This is a genomic window from Streptomyces atroolivaceus, assembly GCF_000717025.1.
Classification (GTDB): domain Bacteria; phylum Actinomycetota; class Actinomycetes; order Streptomycetales; family Streptomycetaceae; genus Streptomyces; species Streptomyces atroolivaceus.
The window spans coordinates 1,138,581-1,158,944 of the sequence record NZ_JNXG01000002.1 but is presented as its reverse complement, the minus strand read 5'-3'; the positions used below and the strand labels follow the sequence as shown (position 1 = coordinate 1,158,944).

At 70.7% G+C, this 20,364-nt stretch carries 16 protein-coding genes; 9 read left to right on the top strand and 7 right to left on the bottom strand.

Features of this window, described 5'->3' with window-relative positions; genetic code table 11:
* Nucleotides 1–564: 564 nt before the first annotated feature.
* From OO67_RS08555 to glgB, 4 genes are all read left to right on the top strand, one after another.
* Nucleotides 565–2,670 carry an alpha-1,4-glucan--maltose-1-phosphate maltosyltransferase gene (locus tag OO67_RS08555; protein ID WP_033298461.1) on the top strand — a complete coding sequence of 702 codons (2,106 nt, stop codon included), beginning with the start codon at nucleotides 565–567 and terminating at the stop codon, nucleotides 2,668–2,670.
* On the top strand, nucleotides 2,667–4,373 hold the full coding sequence (treS, locus tag OO67_RS08550; RefSeq protein WP_033298460.1) for a maltose alpha-D-glucosyltransferase: 1,707 nt from the start codon (nucleotides 2,667–2,669) through the stop codon (nucleotides 4,371–4,373). The genes OO67_RS08555 and treS overlap by 4 nt, the downstream gene beginning before the upstream one ends.
* A gap of 250 nt (nucleotides 4,374–4,623) precedes the next feature.
* On the top strand, nucleotides 4,624–6,066 hold the full coding sequence (locus OO67_RS08545) for a maltokinase N-terminal cap-like domain-containing protein (protein WP_033298459.1): 1,443 nt from the start codon (nucleotides 4,624–4,626) through the stop codon (nucleotides 6,064–6,066).
* A 48-nt stretch (nucleotides 6,067–6,114) separates the two neighbouring features.
* Complete coding sequence (gene glgB, locus OO67_RS08540) at nucleotides 6,115–8,532, top strand: 1,4-alpha-glucan branching enzyme (protein ID WP_078597715.1); 2,418 nt, start codon at nucleotides 6,115–6,117, stop codon at nucleotides 8,530–8,532.
* Between the two features lie 124 nt (nucleotides 8,533–8,656).
* Here glgB and OO67_RS08535 read toward each other — a convergent pair whose 3' ends face one another.
* Nucleotides 8,657–9,115: a hypothetical protein gene (locus OO67_RS08535; RefSeq protein ID WP_033298458.1), complete on the bottom strand. Its 459-nt coding sequence runs from the start codon at nucleotides 9,113–9,115 to the stop codon at nucleotides 8,657–8,659.
* A 128-nt stretch (nucleotides 9,116–9,243) separates the two neighbouring features.
* Entirely contained in the window at nucleotides 9,244–9,603 is a 360-nt protein-coding gene (locus tag OO67_RS39260; protein WP_033298456.1) for a hypothetical protein, read from the bottom strand.
* Nucleotides 9,604–9,654: 51 nt separating this feature from the next.
* Between OO67_RS39260 and OO67_RS08525 the strand changes: the two genes are divergently transcribed.
* Nucleotides 9,655–10,428 (top strand): SDR family NAD(P)-dependent oxidoreductase, encoded by a 774-nt coding sequence (locus tag OO67_RS08525; protein ID WP_244300064.1) that lies wholly within the window; start codon nucleotides 9,655–9,657, stop codon nucleotides 10,426–10,428.
* A 324-nt stretch (nucleotides 10,429–10,752) separates the two neighbouring features.
* A complete protein-coding gene (locus OO67_RS08520; RefSeq protein WP_033298453.1) occupies nucleotides 10,753–11,391 on the top strand; it encodes a LysE family translocator in 639 nt (212 codons plus the stop codon).
* A 92-nt stretch (nucleotides 11,392–11,483) separates the two neighbouring features.
* Here OO67_RS08520 and trxA read toward each other — a convergent pair whose 3' ends face one another.
* From trxA to OO67_RS08495, 4 genes are all read right to left on the bottom strand, one after another.
* Complete coding sequence (gene trxA / locus OO67_RS08515; protein WP_033298451.1) at nucleotides 11,484–11,828, bottom strand: thioredoxin; 345 nt, start codon at nucleotides 11,826–11,828, stop codon at nucleotides 11,484–11,486.
* The gene (locus OO67_RS08510; RefSeq protein WP_033298449.1) at nucleotides 11,825–12,241 is read right to left on the bottom strand and encodes a MerR family transcriptional regulator; all 417 of its coding nucleotides are present in this window, start codon (nucleotides 12,239–12,241) and stop codon (nucleotides 11,825–11,827) included. The genes trxA and OO67_RS08510 overlap by 4 nt, the downstream gene beginning before the upstream one ends.
* Nucleotides 12,242–12,334: 93 nt before the next feature.
* The gene (locus OO67_RS39595; RefSeq protein ID WP_244300063.1) at nucleotides 12,335–14,386 is read right to left on the bottom strand and encodes a hypothetical protein; all 2,052 of its coding nucleotides are present in this window, start codon (nucleotides 14,384–14,386) and stop codon (nucleotides 12,335–12,337) included.
* A gap of 169 nt (nucleotides 14,387–14,555) precedes the next feature.
* Nucleotides 14,556–15,932 (bottom strand): cation:dicarboxylate symporter family transporter, encoded by a 1,377-nt coding sequence (locus OO67_RS08495; RefSeq protein WP_033298447.1) that lies wholly within the window; start codon nucleotides 15,930–15,932, stop codon nucleotides 14,556–14,558.
* 154 nt (nucleotides 15,933–16,086) lie between these two features.
* Here OO67_RS08495 and OO67_RS08490 point away from each other — a divergent pair, with 154 nt between their 5' ends.
* The 3 genes from OO67_RS08490 (at nucleotide 16,087) to OO67_RS08480 (ending at nucleotide 19,199) form a co-directional block, all read left to right on the top strand.
* Nucleotides 16,087–17,739 carry a sensor histidine kinase gene (locus OO67_RS08490; protein ID WP_033298445.1) on the top strand — a complete coding sequence of 551 codons (1,653 nt, stop codon included), beginning with the start codon at nucleotides 16,087–16,089 and terminating at the stop codon, nucleotides 17,737–17,739.
* Entirely contained in the window at nucleotides 17,736–18,410 is a 675-nt protein-coding gene (locus tag OO67_RS08485; protein ID WP_033298443.1) for a response regulator, read from the top strand. The genes OO67_RS08490 and OO67_RS08485 overlap by 4 nt, the downstream gene beginning before the upstream one ends.
* 165 nt (nucleotides 18,411–18,575) lie before the next feature.
* Entirely contained in the window at nucleotides 18,576–19,199 is a 624-nt protein-coding gene (locus OO67_RS08480; RefSeq protein WP_244300097.1) for a helix-turn-helix domain-containing protein, read from the top strand.
* A gap of 79 nt (nucleotides 19,200–19,278) precedes the next feature.
* Here the strand turns inward: OO67_RS08480 and OO67_RS08475 are convergent, their stop codons facing one another.
* Complete coding sequence (locus OO67_RS08475; protein WP_033298442.1) at nucleotides 19,279–20,304, bottom strand: ATP-dependent 6-phosphofructokinase; 1,026 nt, start codon at nucleotides 20,302–20,304, stop codon at nucleotides 19,279–19,281.
* Nucleotides 20,305–20,364 lie beyond the last annotated feature (60 nt).

The following is a 20,364-nucleotide window of genomic DNA, read 5'->3' as shown; positions in this document are numbered from 1 at the left end:
GCCCGCCCCCGCCCTCGTCACCGCACCGTGCGCGCCCTCCCTCTGCCGGCACCTGGGCAACCCTTGTCGCCGGGGCCCCGTCCGTACCTCCAGACCCTTCCGCCCCATGGGCCAGATGCGCCAGTTACGTACCCGTCTGTCACGGGCGATATGGCTTATTTCCCCTCCTCACGCGGACTTGTGGCACCCCGCACCACAGGGAAGGCTTCGGAGGTGCCCGCGTGGCGGCCGGGGGACCGGCGCGCGGCCCACAGCGCGTGCACCGGTTGCACCCAGGAGTTAACACACCGCCGGGTTGGCCGCCCGAGAACGGTGGGAAGGCTCCCCCGGTAACACCCCGCGCTGCACATCCCAGGTGCCCCGGTCCGAGCACGAACCGCCCGCGCACCTGCCATTCGAGTGCCATTCGAGTGAACGCGGACAGGAGCGGCCATGCCCACAGCCCGCCAGCGGACGACCGAGCAGCTACAAAGGACGCAACCCCACCATCGCGGCGCGCGCGGTCAGCCCCTCACGCCCACGTCGCACGCCGTGCATGCCGAGCTCCGACCCCCAGGTGATTCCATGATCGGTCGCATTCCCGTCCTGGACGTCCGTCCGCTCGTCGACTGCGGCAGACGGCCCGCCAAAGCCGTCGAGGGCGAGACCTTCGAGGTCAGCGCCACGGTGTTCCGCGAGGGTCACGACGCGGTGGCCGCCAACGTCGTCCTGTGCGACCCGAACGGACGGCCCGGCCCCTGGACGCCGATGCGCGAGCTCGCTCCGGGCACGGACCGGTGGGGCGCCGACGTCACCCCGGAGTCGGAGGGGCGCTGGACGTACACCGTCGAGGCGTGGAGCGATCCGGTCAGCACCTGGCGCGCACACGCGCAGATCAAGATCCCGGCGGGCATCGACACCGAACTGGTCTTCGAGGAGGGCGCCGGGCTGTACGCCCGCGCCGCCGAGGGCGTACCCAAGAAGGACGGGCGGGAGGCGGTGCTCTCCGCCGTCGACGCGCTGCGCGACACGAACCGTCCGCCGGCCTCCCGGCTCGCGGCCGCGCTCGCCTCCGAGGTGGCGGAGGCGCTCGGCCGCCACCCCCTGCGCGAGCTGGTCACCGCGTCCCGGCCGCTGCCGCTGACCGTGGAACGCCGACGCGCTCTGTACGGCTCCTGGTACGAGCTGTTCCCGCGCTCCGAGGGCGCGCGGCCGGCGCCGCCGGAGCTCCCGAAGCCGGCCCGGAAGCCGCGCGCGACGAAGGCCGCCAAGACCGCGAAGACCGCGGCCGCCGCACGGAAGAAGGCACCGGCGGTCACCGCGGAGCTCCCCCTGCCCGCTCCCAGGATGATCAGCGGCACCTTCCGGACCGCCGCCGAGCGGCTTCCCGCCGTCGCCGCGATGGGGTTCGACGTCGTCTACCTCCCGCCGGTCCACCCCATCGGCACCACCCATCGCAAGGGCCCCAACAACAGCCTCACCCCCGGGGCGGACGACCCGGGCGTGCCCTGGGCGATCGGTTCGGCCGAGGGCGGCCACGACGCCGTCCACCCGGATCTCGGGACGCTCGAGGACTTCGACCACTTCGTCGCGACGGCCCGCACGCTGCGGATGGAGATCGCGCTCGACTTCGCCCTCCAGTGCTCCCCGGACCACCCCTGGGTGACGGAGCACCCGGAGTGGTTCCACCACCGTCCCGACGGGACCATCGCCTACGCCGAGAACCCGCCCAAGAAGTACCAGGACATCTATCCGATCGCGTTCGACTCGGACATGCCCGGGATCGTCACGGAGACCGTGCGCATCCTGCGGTTCTGGATGGAGCACGGCGTACGGATCTTCCGTGTCGACAATCCGCACACCAAGCCGGTGGTCTTCTGGGAGAAGGTGATCGCCGACATCAACCGCACCGACCCCGACGTCATCTTCCTGGCGGAGGCCTTCACCCGCCCCGCGATGATGCGCACGCTGGCCTCGGTCGGCTTCCAGCAGTCGTACACCTACTTCACCTGGCGTAACACGAAGCAGGAACTCACCGAGTACGTCACCGAGCTCTCGGGCGAGAGTTCCTCGTACATGCGGCCCAACTTCTTCGTGAACACGCCCGACATTCTTCCCGGTTACCTCCAGGAGGGCGGCCGTCCCGCCTTCGAGGCGCGGGCCGTACTGGCCGCGACCCTGTCCCCCTCCTGGGGCGTGTACGCGGGCTTCGAGCTGTACGAGAACACCCCGGTGCGTCCCGGGAGCGAGGAGTACCAGGACTCCGAGAAGTACCAACTCAGGCCCAGGGACTGGGAGTCGGCGGAACGTGAGGGCCGCTCGCTCGCTCCCCTGATCACCTCCCTCAACCGGATCCGACGTCGCCATCCGGCGCTCCAGCAACTGCGCGACGTCCACTTCCACTCGGTCGACAACGAGGCGCTGATCGCATACAGCAAGCGCTCCGGTTCGGACATCGTTCTGGTGGTCGTCAACCTCGACCCTCACCACACCCAGGAGGCCACGGTCTCGTTGGACATGCCGCGTCTCGGCCTCGACTGGCACGAGAGCGTGCCGGTGCGCGACGAGCTCACCGGCGACACCTATCACTGGGGCAGGACCTTCTATGTGCGTCTCAAGCCGGGTGTGACACCCGCGCACATCGCGGTCCTGCGACCGTCCCCGCCGACCGGAGGGTCACCCACACCATGATCGTCAATGAGCCTGTCCACGACCTGTTCGAGGACACTCCCGCCAAGGACCGCGATCCCGACTGGTTCAAGCGCGCCGTCTTCTACGAGGTACTCGTCCGGTCCTTCCAGGACTCGAACGGGGACGGCGTAGGTGACCTCAGAGGCCTCACCGCCAAGCTGGACTACCTGCAGTGGCTGGGCGTCGACTGCCTGTGGCTGCCGCCGTTCTTCAAGTCACCTTTGCGCGACGGTGGTTACGACGTATCCGATTACACCGCCGTGCTGCCCGAATTCGGCGACCTCGCCGACTTCGTGGAGTTCGTCGACGCCGCGCACCAGCGCGGCATGCGCGTGATCATCGACTTCGTCATGAACCACACGAGCGATCAGCACGACTGGTTCCAGCAGTCCCGCACGGACCCGGACGGTCCGTACGGCGACTACTACGTCTGGGCCGACGACGACAAGCAGTTCCCGGACGCGCGCATCATCTTCGTCGACACGGAGACCTCCAACTGGACCTTCGACCCGGTCCGCAAGCAGTACTACTGGCACCGGTTCTTCTCGCACCAGCCGGATCTCAACTACGAGAACCCGGCCGTGCAGGAGGAGATCATCTCGGCCCTGCGCTTCTGGCTGGACCTCGGCATCGACGGCTTCCGGGTCGACGCCGTGCCCTACCTCTACCAGCGCGAGGGCACGAACTGCGAGAACCTCCCCGAGACCCACGGCTTCCTCAAGCGGGTCCGCAAGGAGATCGACGCCAACTACCCCGACACCGTGCTGCTGGCCGAGGCCAACCAGTGGCCGGAGGACGTCGTCGACTACTTCGGCGACTTCACGGCCGGCGGCGACGAGTGCCACATGGCGTTCCACTTCCCGGTGATGCCACGGATCTTCATGGCCGTACGCCGCGAGAGCCGCTACCCGGTCTCGGAAATCCTGGCGAAGACCCCGGAGATCCCGTCGGGCTGCCAGTGGGGCATCTTCCTGCGCAACCACGACGAGCTCACGCTCGAGATGGTCACGGACGAAGAGCGCGACTACATGTACGCGGAGTACGCCAAGGATCCACGGATGCGGGCCAACATCGGCATCCGCCGGCGTCTCGCGCCGCTGCTGGACAACGACCGCAACCAGATCGAGCTTTTCACGGCGCTGCTGCTGTCCCTGCCCGGCTCCCCGATCCTGTACTACGGGGACGAGATCGGGATGGGCGACAACATCTGGCTGGGCGACCGCGACGCCGTGCGCACCCCGATGCAGTGGACGCCCGACCGCAACGCCGGCTTCTCCTCCAGCGATCCGGGGCGGCTCTACCTCCCCACGATCATGGACCCGGTCTACGGTTACCAGGTCACCAACGTCGAGGCGTCCATGGCCTCGCCGTCGTCGCTCCTGCACTGGACCCGGCGGATGATCGAGATCCGCAAGCAGAATCCGGCGTTCGGCCTCGGCTCCTACAGCGAACTGCCCTCGTCGAACCCCGCGGTCATCGCCTTCACCCGTGAGTACAAGGACGACCTGGTGCTGTGCGTCCACAACTTCTCCCGGTTCGCACAGCCGACGGAGCTCGATCTGCGCGCCTTCAGCGGGCGTCATCCGGTGGAGCTGATCGGCGGGGTGCGCTTCCCCGCCGTCGGTCAGTGGCCCTACCTGCTGACACTCGCGGGGCACGGTTTCTACTGGTTCCGGCTGCGGAAGGATGCTCCGGTCGGCTGACCGCCGGTGGCGGCCTGCTGACGGCGCCTCACCTCCGGGGCGCCACCCGCGGGGCGGTTTCCGCCGCCCCGCACGGGGCACTCTCCCCCATATCGAGCTCTTCGGGCTCCTTCGGGCACTTCGTGGCCCATTGATCGAGTCCGTACGGACTTTTCCTCACCCGACACGTCCCGCACAGCCGGACAGCCATTGCCGCAATCCGGGACACTCTTCGCATCCTGTGGTGTGCCCGGGGAAAGGACGCGATGCCATGTCGGAGGCTGCATCCACTCGAGTCGCCCTGGCGAAGAGCACAACATCGAGAAAGACGACAAGACGACATTCGACGAGCGCCACGGGCACCACGGCCCTGCTGCCGTCGCTCACCCCTCTGCTCCACGAGTGGGTGCCACGTCAGCGGTGGTTCGCCGGGAAGGGGCAGCCCGTCACCGGCTTCTCCCTCGTCGCCGCCACCGAGATACTGCCTCTGGACACCGCGGGCACGGGCCCCGGGCTGCTGCATCTGCTCGTACGGGTCCATCAGCCGAGCGGCCACCCCGCGCACTCCCAGGGGGACTGCTACCAGCTCCTGCTCGGCGTGCGCACCACACTGCCCCCTCGCCTCGCCGACGCACGCATCGGCACGGTCACGGACGGTCCGCTGGCCGGCCGCACCCTGTACGAGGGGCTGCACGATCCGCGCGTCGCCGATCTCCTGCTGGAACGATTCCGTAACCCCGGATCCCTGGGCCCGCTCCGCTTCGACCGGGCGGAGCCCATCCCCCCGGGTCTCACCCCGCGCTTCCTGGACACCGAGCAGTCCAACTCCTCGCTCGTCTACGGGGACGCCTTCATCCTGAAGATCTTCCGCCGAGTCTTCCCGGGGACCAACCCGGATCTGGAACTGCCGCTCGCACTCGGCCGGGAGGGCTGCGGCCGGGTACCCGCCCCCGTTGCCTGGTTCGAGGCGACGACGAGCACGGAGCCGCTCACGCTGGGCGTGCTGCAGCCCTTCCTGCGCGGTGCGCAGGACGGCTGGCAGCTCGCGCTCGCAGCCCTGGCCGCCGGGCGGGACTTCGTACCCGAGGCGCACGCGCTCGGGCGGGCCACCGCCGAGGTGCACACGGCTCTCGCCGCCGCACTGCCGACACCGCCCCTGGCCCACGACCGGACCAGGCGCCTGGTGGCCGGGATGGTGGAGCGCCTGGAGGCCGCCGCCCAGGCGGTCCCGGCACTCGTCCCGTACGTACCGGGGCTGCGCACCGCCTTCGACGCCGTCGCCGCGCTCGGCGAATCGGAGCGGGGCTGGGCCGCGCAGCGGGTCCACGGGGACCTGCACCTCGGACAGACGCTGCGTGGTGACGACGGCTTCTGGTCACTGATCGACTTCGAGGGCGAGCCGGCCAGGCCGTTGCCCGAGCGGCGCAGCCCCCAGCCGACGGTGCGCGACGTCGCCGGGATGCTCCGCTCCTTCGACTACGCGGCGCGCTCGCACCACCCGTGGAACCCGGAATGGGCGGCCCGCTGCCGCGCCGCGTACTGCGAGGGCTACGCCCGGGCGGCGGGCTCCGACCCACGCGCCGAACCGGAGCTGCTGCGCGCCCATGAGACCGACAAGGCGGTGTACGAGGTGCTGTACGAGGCCCGCCACCGTCCCGACTGGCTGCCCGTCCCGATGGCCGCCATCCAGCGTCTGGCCGGCACGACCGCGTGATCTCCCCCTCCCACCACTCACCCCGAGCCTTCCGAGGAGGCAGTCTCTGTGACCGCCCGCAAGCCGTCCCGCAAGTCGTCCGATCCCATCGAGGTCCCTCCCACGGCCAAGCCGGTGACCACCGAGGTCACCACCCCCGCGGCGGCACCCGCCGCGGCTCCCGCCCCCGTCGAAGCACCCGCGGACGCGCCCCCGCCGCCCCCGGCGAAGCGCGCCCGGGCCAGGAAGACGACGGCCGCGGCCACCGGGACACCGCCTCGCCCGCGGCGGGGCGGTGGCAGCAGGAACGTGCTGCCCGCCACCGCTCTGGACGACGCGGACCGGGGCCGGCTGCTCGCCGGTGAGCACCACGCCCCGCACGACGTCCTCGGCGCCCACCCGACACCGGGCGGAGTGCTCTTCCGTGCGCTGCGCCCCTTCGCGCGCTCGGTGACCGTACTGGCCGGGGGCAAGCAGGCGGAACTGCAGAGCGACGGTGACGGCTTCTTCTCGGCCGTCCTGCCGTTGCCCGCCGTTCCTGACGGCTACCGCCTGCAGGTCGCCTACGACGACAGCACGATTGAGGTGGACGACCCGTACCGCTTCCTGCCCGCCATCGGCGAGCTCGATCTGCACCTGATCGGCGAGGGCCGGCACGAGGAGCTCTGGAAGGCACTCGGCGCACAGCCGATGGAGCACCAAGGGGTGTCCGGCACCCGGTTCACGGTCTGGGCGCCGAACGCGCGCGGGGTCCGTGTCACGGGCGACTTCAACTACTGGGACGGCACGGCCTTCCCCATGCGCTCACTCGGCTCGACCGGGATCTGGGAACTGTTCCTCCCCGGCATCGGCGAGGGTGCCGTCTACAAGTACGACATCTGCCGGCCGGACGGGTCCCACACCCAGCGGGCCGACCCGATGGCCCGTCACACGGAGGTGCCGCCCGCCACCGCCTCGGTGGTGACCGCCTCGCACCACGAGTGGCAGGACGCGGACTGGATGGCACACCGGGGCGACCGGCCGGTCCACGAGTCCCCCTTCTCCGTCTACGAGATCCACCTGCCCTCCTGGCGGCCGGGCCTCAGCTACCGGCAGCTGGCGTCCCAGCTCCCTTCCTACGTGCGCGAACTCGGCTTCACGCACGTCGAGTTGATGCCGGTCTCGGAGCACCCGTTCGGTGGCTCCTGGGGCTACCAGGTCACCGGCTTCTTCGCCCCGACGTCCCGCATGGGCACCCCCGACGACTTCAGGTTTCTGGTCGACTCGCTGCACGCGGCGGGCATCGGCGTCCTCATGGACTGGGTGCCGGCGCACTTCCCCCGCGACGACTGGGCGCTCGCGGAGTTCGACGGCCGCCCGCTGTACGAGCATTCGGACCCGAACCGGGCCGCGCACCCGGACTGGGGCACCCTGGAGTTCGACTACGGCCGTAAGGAGGTCCGTAACTTCCTTGTTTCCAACGCCACTTACTGGTGCGAGGAGTTCCACATCGACGGGCTGAGGGTCGACGCCGTCGCCTCGATGCTCTACCTCGACTACTCCCGCGAGGACGGCCAGTGGTCGCCGAACGAGTTCGGTGGCCGGGAGAACCTGGACGCGGTCGCCTTCCTCCAGGAGATGAACGCCACGGTCTACCGCCGTAACCCCGGCGTCGTCACGATGGCGGAGGAGTCCACCGCCTGGGACGGCGTCACCCGTGCCACGGACCACGGCGGCCTGGGCTTCGGCCTGAAGTGGAACATGGGCTGGATGCACGACTCCCTGGTCTACATGTCCAAGGAGCCGATCCACCGCAAGTACCACCACAACGAGATGACGTTCTCGATGGTGTACGCGTACAGCGAGAACTACGTGCTGCCGATCTCCCATGACGAGGTGGTGCACGGCAAGCAGGCCCTCGTCAGCAAGATGCCCGGGGACTGGTGGCAGCGTCGCGCCAACCACCGCGCCTACCTCGGCTACATGTGGGCCCATCCGGGCAAGCAACTCCTTTTCATGGGACAGGAGTTCGCTCAGGGCGCCGAATGGTCCGAGGGGCACGGCCCGGACTGGTGGCTGCTCGACGAGACGTACGAGGCCTCCGGCGACCACCGGGGGGTGCGCAGCCTGGTCACCGACCTGAACGCGGTGTACACGGCGCTGCCCGCGCTCTGGCAGCGCGACACGGCTCCCGAGGGCTTCAGCTGGATCGACGGCGGCGCCGCGGAGGACAACGCGTTCGCGTTCGTGCGGTACGACGCGGACGGATCGCCCCTGATCGCCGTCTCCCACTTCTCCCCCGTGGTGCGGCACGACTACCGCATCGGTGTGCCGGACGGCCCGGAGGCATGGGTGGAGGTCCTGAACACGGATGCGGCACGGTACGGCGGCAGCGACGTACGCAACGAGGGGCCGCTGAAGCCGGAAGCCGTACCGGCGCACGGCAGGGACACCAGCCTCACGCTGACGCTCCCGCCGCTGGCGACGGTCTGGCTGCGGCCGGCCTGACGGGTGGGGCAGGGGCGGTGTACCTGGGTCTTCAGGTGCACCGCCCCTGATCCGTCGGCCACCGGCCAGCGATCAACTGAGCGCAGTCGAGCCGAACACATCGTGAAGTACCGTTCGCAGCACCCTACTTGAGCGTGTACGAGCAGGGCTTTCCCGTCTTGCCGCCCTCGTTCTCGACAACCGTCTTGCCGTCGACCGTGATCGAACACCCCGCCGCAACGAGCGTGCCGTCGGCCGCGGTCGTGTTGCCCGGCGTCACGAGCACCAGTCGGCCGACCTCGCGCTCCGCGCCCCGCGGGGCGATGGTGGCCGTCTTCGTCCACGGCAGGTCCACCTCCGCGAAGTCCGAGTCGTCGAGGGTGTACATGACGTTGCTCTTGCCCGTCCCCTCGACCTTGATCGTCACCTCGTGCGAGGCGCCTTCCTCCACGGCACCTCCGCCGCTCTCCTCTGACTTCGCCGGCTTCTGAGCGGCGGGACTGCTCCCCTTGCCCGCGTCGGCGGGCTTCTCCGCGTCACCCCCGCAGCCCGTCAGCAGAGCGGCCGCCAGAACGAAGGCCGTCGCGGTGAGTGCCTTGCGCATGATTCCCCCATGATCGGTGTCCTCCGGCGCGCTCGGCACGCTCCGGGTCCCGGAAGAGCCTAGTCAGCCGCGCCGACAGCCCCTGCGACGGCCTCGACCGACAGCTGGAAGGCCACCGCCCGCAAACCTCACGGCGCCCGCATCAAGTTGCGCATACTGCCCACCAGCGCCTTGACGTCGCGCCCGCCGGGCAGTTCGGCCGCTGGGGCATCGGCGGCTCCAGCCCTCGCCTGGACAGTGCAACGGCAGGGGCGGCACAGGCCGTCCGGGAGCGCGTCGGCCGGGCCGGGGCGGCCGCATTCCGCGCACTCGACCAGGAGCGGGCGGGCCGCGGGCGACTCCGGGGCAGGAGCGTCAGGCAGCCGGGGCGGGAGTTCGTCGGTGAGGCTTCCGGAGTCGGCCTTCTTGACCATGATCAGCTGACGTTCGGGCCCCAGGAGGTCGCAGACCTCGAGGCCGCCGCGGAACGTCTTCGTGCGGCAGTTCACGCAGGCCTCCGGGTGTGGCCCGCAGCCGGGGCGGGGCTGTTTACTCGCCGCATGAGTGACACGAATGGAATGCTGGCCGGCAGGACCGTGATGATCACGGGCGCATCGAGCGGTATCGGAGAAGCCGCCGCTCGTCTCTTCGCCGCCGAGGGGGCGGCGGTTCTCCTGATGGCGCGGCGCGAGGACGCCTTGAGGCAACTGGCCCTGGAGATACGCGACTCGGGTGGCCGGGCGGCGGTCAGTACGGGCGATGTCTCGGTCGCCCTGGACGTACAGCGTGCCGTGGACGCCGCCTGCGAGCACTTCGGCTCCCTGGATGCGGCCTTCAACAACGCGGGCTTCGCCGGAGACGACATGGGCCCGATGCATGAGCTCGACCAGGCGGTCTTCGACCGCTCGATGGCGGTCAACGTCAACGGCACCTGGAACTGCCTGCGGTCCCAGATCCCGGTGATGCTCGCAGCGGGGAAGGGCGCGATCGTCAACACCTCGAGCACTGCGGCGATGGGTGCGACCGGAGCCCCCGTGCCCTACGTGGCCGCGAAACACGCGGTGCTCGGCATGACCAGGGCGGCGGCGGCCGAGTACGCACCACACGGCATTCGCATCAACACACTGGTCGTCGGCACCACCCGCACGGAGATGATCGAGCAAGCCGTCGACGCCTACCCGGAGTTGGAGCGCGCTTTCGTGGACCGCCAGATGCAGAAGCGCATGGCGGATCCCGTCGAGATCGCCCAGGCGGCCCTGTGGCTGTGCAGCGACCGCGCCTCCTTCGCCACGGGGTCGGCACTGGCCGTCGACGGCGGATGGACGGCCGGCTGAGGGCTGAGGCGGGGAAGGAGACACGCCCGGTGACCTGTGACGTCACGCTCGTGCGCGTCAAGCCGGTCAACGCCGATGCCGCCGGCCCCGAGTGGCGGTAGCCGACCTCGATGGTGCCTGTGTCCCCGCAGGAGTCGAACTGGACGCCGGCGGGTGAGCCCTGCGTGGGTTCGCCGCGCGTGCCGGCGGTTCGTCCGGCACGCCTCCCCCGGAGCTCGCGGTGGTGGGCCAGTTCGGCTCTCAGCTCCGCCGAAGTCGCTCCGACAATCCGCGGATGCGAAAAGGGGCTGAGGGCCGGACCCCTGCCGTGCTTACATCGGAGTCATGGTGTCTGCTGAGCGCTTGCTCGCCTTCGCGGCTATGTCGTTCCTGCTGATCGTGATCCCGGGGCCCAGTGTGCTGTTCGTGATCGGGCGAGCTCTGGCGCAGGGGCGGCGCGCCGCCCTGACGACGGTCCTGGGGAACACGTTGGGCGCCTTTGCGCTCATCGTGGCCGTTGCTCTCGGGGTAGGGACGGTCGTGGAACGCTCCGTCCTCGTCTTCACGGCACTGAAACTGACCGGCGCCGCCTACTTGGTGTATCTGGGTGTCAAGGCGTGGCGTCAACGGGGTTCGCTGCAGGCCTCGTTCACCGCCGACAAGGGCGCACAGAGTGGCCTGCGCACGTTGGGGGAGGGGTTCGCCGTCGGTGTGGCCAACCCCAAGACCCTCGTGTTCTTCGCGGCGGTACTGCCGCAGTTCGTCGACCGCGGCCAGGGCCACGTCGTGGTTCAGATGCTCCTGCTCGGGCTGGTCTTCAGCTTCATCGCGGTGGCCTCCGACAGCCTGTGGGGACTGGTCGCGGCAACCGGGCGGGACTGGTTCGCCCGCTCACCCCAGCGACTCTCCCTGGTCGGAGGAGTCGGCGGTCTCACGATGATCGGCCTCGGTGTCACCGTCGCCGCCACGGGACGCGACGACTGATCCCGCGCCCGGGCGCCGGACGCGTCAGCCGGCGGCTCTCCCGGCCAGGGGGACGGACGCACCTGGCCGGGACCCGTGAGCGCGCCCGGCCGTCAGACCGCTGCCGGGAGGACCTCCTCCAGTTCCTGGAGCAGTCGCCTCTTGGGCCGGGCGCCCACCATCGACTTCACCGGTTCGCCGTCCTGGAAGACCATCAGGGTCGGCGTCGACAGCACCGCGTAGCGGCTCGCGATGCCCGGGTTGTGGTCCACGTCGAGCGCCACCACCTTGACGCGGCCGGCCTCCTCCCTGGCGATCGCGCCGAGCACGGGGGCGAGCTGGCGGCAGGGGCCGCACCAGTCCGCGGTGAATTCCACCAGGACCGGCAGGCCGCCTCCCAGTACCTCCGCGTCGAACGTCGTGTCGGTGACCTCCGCGACACCTTCTGCGTGGATCATTCGTCATCCTCCCAGTTGAGTTCGCATCGTGGTTCGGGGCCGCCCGGCAGCTCGGCGGACGCCTCCAGCTCGGCGCGGGCCAACTGGGCACCCACCTCCGTACGGACCGACTGCAGCTGGCCGATGAGCGCGTCCAGCTCACCGAGCTTGCGCCGGTAGACGGCCAGCGAGGCCGGGCAGGCGTCACCCGCCGGGTGGCCGGCACGCAGGCAGTCGACGAAGGGGCGCGTCTCCTCCAGGTCGAACCCGAAGTCCTGAAGGGTCCGGATCTGCTGGATCAGCCGCAGGTCGCTCTCCTCGTACGTGCGGTAGCCGTTCTCCGCGCGGCCCGCCTGCAGCAGGCCTCGTGACTCGTAGTACCGCAGCGTCCGTGTGGTCGTCCCGGCGCGTTCGGCCAGTTCCCCGATTCGCATACCGCGACCGTAATCCTTGACGCCCACGTCAAGGCAAGGCGTCCGGTGCCTTCGGAAAGGAGAGCCGCCGAAGGCACCGGCCGGCTCACCGGGTCAGGCGGTCCGGAGATAACAGGTGTAGTCCCCGGTCACCGTCGTCTCGGTCTCGCCCCCGTGGAACCCGATGCTCACGCCCGAGGCCCCCACGAAACCGAAGCCCTCCGCGTAACGGCCGCCGCGCCGCCAGTCGTCCGGCGCGGTGAACGAGGCGCGCTCACACTGCGTCCGGGCATAGCCGTCGCCGTCGGCGATGTCCCGCTCGCCCGGGAAGGTCCGGTCCACCTTCACCTGGGCCAGCACCCGGAGGTCGTGCCGGGCCGTGCAGTCGACGGGCCGTACGACCGCCGTGGTGGCGAGCCCCGTGGCGCCGGTGGTGGCACACCGGCCCTTCTTGAGCGTGGCTATCGGGACCAGCGTCGTGCGGGCGTCCACGACCGGCTCGCCGCTGCTGTCCGGGCCCTTGGCCTTGACCGGCTTGCCGAAGTCACTGAGCTCGTACGCCGCGCGCAGCCGCTTCACATCGACGAGGACCTTCTGCTCGTGCAGACGGGCCAGGACGGGACCGAGGTCGGCAGCGGCCGAGGCCAGCCTGCCCTCGGCGTCCAGACGCACCGTCAGCTGGACGGGGACCGCACCCCAGTCGCCCTGCAGGCTCTGGAGGTCACGGGGGAGCACTTCCGCCGCGACCTCGGGAAGCACGGTGACCCGGTAGACCCGGCTGCCGTCCGCCCGGCGCTCGGGCTTCTCCCGGGGGATCGCCCGCGGCACGATGTCCGCGAGCGTCCCGCTGTAGGGCGCCACGTCCCCGGCGGCGTGCGCCGCGATCACACCGGTGGTCTCGCCGAGTTCGTTGACGGCCTCGGGCGTGTATCTCAGCCAGGCGGATGCGCCGTGGCGGACGTAGACGTCGTCCTCGGCGGTGGCCACGGCCTGGCCGCCCTCCGGAGCCGATACCTGGAGGAATTCCAGGGTCTCCCGCGGGAAGTGCCGGTGGGCGCTGAAGCCGAGCTTGGCGAGTGACGTCCCACGCTCGTAGTCCTGGCTCCCCTTCGCCCGGTGCACGGCGTCCCCACCCGCCGCCCCGTAGGTCAGCGTCGACAGGAAGGCGGCGGTGCCCGCGTCGCGGGTGGCGTCCGTCGCCGCCTGGAACTGCTCAGCGAGCGGCTGCCCGTAGACCGCCTCCCCCGCGTCGGGCCGGTCCCCGGCGGCGCATCCGGCAGTGCCGGTGAGAACCGGCAGCAGCAGTACGGCTGCGGCTCTCCAGTGTCGTGCGGTCTTCAGCGTCCCCACCCCTTGTACCTGGTCAGGACACCTCCTGCGCCTGATCAGGACAGTGATGCTGCTCGGATCCGCCGCATGGCACCAGCACGGAATGATCACGCTGTAAGCACAACGGCGAGGCGGGACATGCGCGACCGGCCGGCACGTGGATCCTGTACGGCCCCACCCGCTCCTGGTACTACGCCCAGGGGCCCCCGCCACGGCCTCACTGCCGGTCAGTTCCACCGGCTCACCCACGGACCGGACACCGGCCCCCGCCTCCGCCCGCGTGCGCACGGTGACGCACTCCCCGGGAAAGAGGGCGAGGAGAGCGACCCGGGACGTGAGCGGCTTACGGAGGCGGTGGGAGGCCGGGGACGCTCCGGCAGTGCTGTCCTCGATGTCGAGGTGGCCGACGTTCTCGTCCACCAGCAGCACATGGAACCGCATCGGTTCATAGCCGTCGTCGGCCTGGGGGCGTCCGGTGTGAAGAAGCGTCCAGGAGTCACCGAGCACCGTCATGGACCAGCCACGCAGAACGGCCGCCGCTTCCTCGGGGCTGGTCAGGTCGGGGATCCCCCCACTGCCCGAGAGGTGCTCCGCGGCCCCCCAGGCACCGGTGCCCTCGCGGGTCGAGAAGAAGAGCTCCTCGGCGACGAGACCGTCCTTCCGCCGGTGGAGGAGCAGGACGAAGCCGAGGTCGCCCCGTACGCACGTGTCGGCGACGACGGTGGTCGTGGTGCTCCTCCACCGGCGGGGCGCCGGTACGGCCGCACGCCCGTCGGTCCCCGGCACGCACGCGACCGCCAGAGCGGCCCGCGCGGCCTCCGCCAGATTCCTGTGCATACCGCTCCTCCGCCACCACGCGCACGGGACAGGTACCGGCATCCGTCCGGCCCGGCGGAGTCGCAGTCTGCCACGACGGGTGCGGCCGGTACGGGAGTTCCCGTACCGGCCGCACCCGCCTGCCCGCGTCTGACGCCTTCTTACGTCTTCTTACGCCTTGTCAGCCTTCTTACGCCTTCGCCAACGACGGCTTCTCGTCGACGTCCACGGCGCCGTCCCGCGACTCCGGGACGTGCGGCTCGCCGCTGTGGACGTCGTCCGTCATCGTCTTCTCGTCGAACGGGAGGGCGCCGGAGAGGACCTGGTCCACCCGCTCCCTGTCGATCTCCTTGGTCCAGGTGCCGACCAGCACCGTGGCCACCGCGTTGCCCGCGAAGTTCGTCAGGGCGCGGGCCTCACTCATGAAGCGGTCGATGCCGACGATCAGCCCGACCCCTTCGACCAGTTCGGGGCGGTGGGACTGGAGGCCGCCTGCGAGGGTGGCGAGACCGGCACCGGTGACGCCCGCGGCGCCCTTCGAGGCGATGACCATGAAGATCAGCAGCGAGATCTGCTCGCCGATGGTCAGCGGGTCGCCCGTCGCGTTGGCGATGAAGAGCGAGGCCATCGTGAGGTAGATCGCGGTGCCGTCGAGGTTGAAGGAGTACCCGGTCGGCACGGTGATGCCGACGACGGGCTTGCTGACGCCCATGTGCTCCATCTTCGCGATCAGCCGCGGCAGGGCCGACTCGGACGAGGAGGTGGAGAGGATCAGCAGGAACTCGCGGCCCAGGTACTTCAGCAGGGTGAAGATGTTGACCCCGGCCACCAGGCGCAGGATCGCGCCCAGGATCAGGAACACGAAGAGCGCACAGGTGACGTAGAAGCCGATCATGATGACCGCGAGGGACTTCAGCGCGTCCACGCCGGTCTCGCCGACCACCGCCGCCATCGCGCCGAACGCGCCGACCGGAGCCGCCCACATGATCATGGCGAGGATGCGGAAGACGAGGCGCTGGATGTGGCCGATGCCGCGCAGGACGGGCTCTCCGGCCGAGCCCATGGCCTGGAGCGCGAAGCCCGCGAGCAGGGCGATGAGCAAGGTCTGCAGGACCTCACCCTCGGTGAAGGCCGAGACCATGGTGGTGGGGATGATGCCGAGCAGGAAGTCCACGGTGGACTCACTGGCCCCCGAGGCCTGCTTCTCACCCGCGGCGCGGGCCGCGTCGGTGATGTGGAGGCTGGAGCCGGGCTCCAGGAGGTTGCCGACGACCAGGCCGATGGCCAGGGCGACGGTCGACATCACCAGGAAGTAGCCGAGGGCCAGGCCGCCGACGGCTCCGACCTTGGCGGCCTTCCGTACGGAGCCGACCCCCAGCACGATCGTGCAGAAGATGATCGGCGAGATCATCATCTTGATGAGGTCGACGAAGCCTGTGCCGATCGGCTTGAGCTCGACGGCGAAGTCCGGAACCACCAGGCCCACCGTGACGCCCAGCACCACGGCGGCGATCACGGCGATGTAGAGGTAGTGGGTGCGGTCCCGTCGTACGGCTTTCTCTGCCACGGGGGTCTCCTCGGGTATGCGGCTGCTCCCCGTCCCTGGGGGCCCCGGTGACTATTCACTCCCCTGTGACGGCCGTCACCCTTGCGTTCATATCGTTCACGGACGCTTATCGGCCACCTTGGGCCGCTGGTCCCCGCCGTGCAGACTGTGATGTATGCGCCTGCCCCGAACCCTCCCCCGCAGCCTGGCCGGCCAGCTCTTCGCGATGCAGGCCCTGCTCGTGGCGGCGGTCGTTGCCGGGTGCGCCTTCTTCGCGTACGCCTCCGGCAGGTCGCAGGCGGAGGAGACAGCGGCCCGCCAGGTGCGGGCGGCAGCCCTCGCCATGGCCGGATCGCCGTCCGTGCGGGAGGCGATCCGTACCCCGGACCCGTCCGCGGTACTCCAGCCGTACGCGGAGAAGGTCCGTGAGGACACCGGGATCGCGTTCGTCACGATCATGGATCCGGAGGGGGTCCGCTGGACCCACCCCGACACCTCCCAGATCGGCAGGAGCTTCATCGGCCACACCGAGCGCGCCCTGCTCGGCGAGACGTTCGAGGAGACCTACACGGGCACGCTCGGCCCCTCGATACGGGTCGTCACGCCGGTCCACGACGGCGACAGGATCATCGGTCTGGTCAGCGCCGGCATCACCGTCGAGCGGGTGTCCACCCAGGTACGTGAGCAGCTCGGCGCCCTGGGGACGGCGGCGGGTGCCGCGCTGGCGCTCGGCGCGCTCGGCACCTACGTGATCAACGCCCGGCTGCGGCGGCACACGCACGGGATGAACGCCGGGGAGCTGAGCCGGATGCACACCTACCACGAGGCCACGCTGCACGCCGTCCGCGAGGGGCTGATCATGCTGGACGGGCAGCGCAGGGTCGCCCTGATCAACGACGCGGGCAGGGAGCTCCTGGGCCTGGCACCGGGGTCCGTAGGCCGCAGGATCGACGAGCTCGCGCTGCCCGCTCCGCTGACCGGAGCGCTCCTGGCGTCCGAGCCGCGGGTGGACGAGGTCCACCTGACGGCGGAGCGGGTGATCGTGGTCAACACCAGCCCGGTGGTGGGCGGGGAGCGGCGCGGCACGGTGGTGACGCTGCGGGACCACACCGAGCTGCAGGCGCTGTCGGGCGAGCTCGACTCGGAACGCGGCTTCACCCAGGCGCTGCGCTCCCAGGCTCACGAGGCGGCGAACCGCCTGCACACCGTCGTGTCGCTGATCGAGCTTGGCCGGGTCGAGGAGGCGGTGGAGTTCGCGACAGCGGAGCTGGAGCTCGCCCAGGTCCTCACCGACCGGGTCGTGGGCGCGGTGGCCGAGCCCGTCCTCGCCGCTCTGCTGCTCGGCAAGGCCGCGCAGGCCAACGAGCGCGGCGTGGAGCTGGTGCTCGCCGAGGACAGCCTGATCGACGACGGGGCCCTGCCGAGCTCACTGGCGCCGCGGGACCTGGTGACGATCCTCGGCAATCTCATCGACAACGCGGTGGACGCCGCGTCGGAGACGACGACGGCCGGCGTGCCCGTGCCCGCGCAGCGGACCGCGACGCGGGCCCTGGTCACCGTGACCGCGCGGACGGAGTCCGGCGAGCTCCTGCTGCGGGTGGCGGACACCGGCGCCGGGATCGGTCCGGACGACGCCGACGAGGTGTTCCGGCGCGGCTGGACCACCCACGGCACGGGCCGCGGCCTCGGCCTCGCGCTCGTGCGGCAGGCGGCCCACCGCAACGGCGGGACGGTGACGCTGGGCCGGGCTCCGGGCGGTGGCGCGGAGTTCACGGTGCGGCTGCCGCTCGCCGGCCGCACGGCAGGGACGGAGGTGGCCGCACCGTGATCCGGGTGCTGGTCGTGGAGGACGATCCGGTGGCCGCGGACGCCCATCAGCTGTACGTGGGCCGGGTGCCGGGTTTCGAGGTCGCCGCCGTCGCGCACTCCCGGGCGGAGGCCGTGCGGGCGCTGGACCGGACGGAGGTGGACCTGCTGCTGCTCGACCTCTACCTGCCCGACGGGCACGGTCTGCAGCTGCTGCGATCGCTGCGGGCGGCGGGGCACGGCGCCGACGTCATCGCGGTGACGTCGGCGCGCGATCTGGCGGTGGTGCGGGAAGGCGTGTCGCTCGGCGTCGTGCAGTACGTGCTGAAGCCGTTCACGTATCCCACGCTGCGGGACCGGCTCGTGCGGTACGCCGAGTTCCGGGCGGCGGCCGGTGAGGCGAGCGGCCAGGACGAGGTGGACCGGGCACTGGGCGCGCTGCGGGTCGCGGACCCCGCGGCACTGCCCAAAGGCCTGAGCGGCCCGACGCTGGAGGCGGTGACCCGGGCCCTGCGGGAGGCGGGCGCCGGGGTGACCGCGGCGGCCGCCGGGGAGGAGCTGGGCATTTCCAGGATCACCGCCCGCCGCTATCTGGAGCACCTGGTGACGGCGGGCCGGGCCGTGCGGCGGCCGAGCTACGGTCAGGTCGGCCGCCCCGAGCTGCACTATCACTGGGTGGCCGAAACCCGCTGATGTCCCGGAGCCCCACCGGAGGGACAGCCTAGGAGGATCATACGAAGGGTGAACTGGGAGGAACAGCCTGTAGCCAGGCCGTTCCCGGGCTTCTACGGTGGGGCCGTGCACCCCTCCCCGCCCTTCAACGCCCCCGCCGCGCGCCGCCTCCGCGAGGCGCTGGGAATGGCTCCCGGACATGTTGCGTACGGGCTCGGCGCCCAGTACGGACTTCGCGTCACCGCCGAGACCGTGATGGCCTGGGAACGCGGCACCGCGCTGCCCGGCGAGCGCGAACTGAAGGCGCTGGCCGGGGTGCTGTGGTGCGCCCCCGGCGAACTGCTTGCCGCCGCGAGCACCTTGCGCGAGCACCGGCTGGCCCGGGACATCGCGGTGGACGACCTGGCGCGGACCCTCGGCATGACCGCCGCCGCGTACCAGCGGATCGAGGGCTCGGGCCGCTGGCGAGGCAACGAGCGCCAGGCCGTGGCACTCTGCGACGCGCTGGACATGTCGGCGGCGCAGTTCCTGACGGCGACCGGCCGGAACGAGGAGCTCGCGGATCTGCTGACCAGGGCGGTCACCACCCGCTGGCAGGCATACGTACGCCCGGTGGACAAGCTCGTACCGCTGGACCGGATCCTGGTCCAGAACGTGCTGGAGCAACTGCACACCGACTACCAGGCCTTGATGGTGCCGACGCTGAGCTGGAACACGACCAACCGGGACCGGGCCGGCACCGCCGGCGACGCGGGCAGGGAGTTCACCGACCGCGTCGTCGAGGAGTTCTGGCGGACCGCGGGCATCTGAGCCGGTGCGCGTACGCCGCCGGGTGGACGGCGGCGGCCCCCCGCCGTCCACCCGTGGGGCGGCCGGGGCCGGGCGGGGCCTAGAAGACGGACTCGGCCTCGTACATCCGGTCGCCCGGGACCGTCTTCAGACGGGTCACGGCATCCGCGAGCGGGGCCATCACTATGTCGGTACCGCGCAGCGCCGTCATCCTCCCGAAGTCGCCGCGGTGCACGGCCTCCACGGCGTTCCACCCGAAGCGGGTCGCGAGCACCCGGTCGTACGCGGTCGGCGTGCCGCCGCGCTGCACATGGCCGAGAATGACCGGCCGGGCCTCCTTGCCGAGGCGCCGCTCCAGCTCGGCCGCGAGGCGGTTGCCGATGCCCTGGAAGCGCTCGTGGCCGAACTGGTCGATCTCGCCCTTGGCGTACGTCATGGAGCCCTCGGCCGGGTGCGCCCCCTCGGCCACGCAGATGACGGCGAACTTCTTGCCGCGTGCGAAGCGTTCCTCGACCATCTTGACCAGGTCGTCGACCTGGAAGGGCCGCTCCGGCAGGCAGATGCCGTGGGCGCCGCCGGCCATGCCGGACTCCAGTGCGATCCAGCCCGCGTGGCGGCCCATGACCTCGACGACCATGACCCGCTGGTGCGACTCGGCGGTGGTCTTGAGCCGGTCTATGGCCTCGGTCGCGACACCCACGGCGGTGTCGAAGCCGAAGGTCCGGTCGGTGGCGGAGATGTCGTTGTCGATGGTCTTCGGGACGCCGACGACGGGCATGCCCGCGTCGGACAGCATGCGGGCCGCGGTGAGCGTGCCCTCGCCGCCGATCGGGATGAGCGCGTCGATGCCGTAGCGGAGGGAGAGTTCGGCGCAGTTCTCGGCGGCCTCGCGCAGCCGGTCGCGCTCGAGCCGCGCCGAACCGAGGATCGTGCCGCCGCGAGCCAGGATGCCGCTGACCGCGTTCAGGTCGAGGGGCCGGAAGTGGCCGTCGAGCAGCCCCTTGAAGCCGTCCTCGAAGCCGATGACCTCATCACCGTGACCCACCACGGCGCGGTGCACGACCGAACGGATCACAGCGTTCAGGCCTGGGCAGTCGCCGCCTGCGGTGAGAATTCCGATGCGCATCCTGACTCTGTCTCCTGCTCGCTAGTGCCATGCGTTCCGGGGACCCGTGGAGAAACCCCC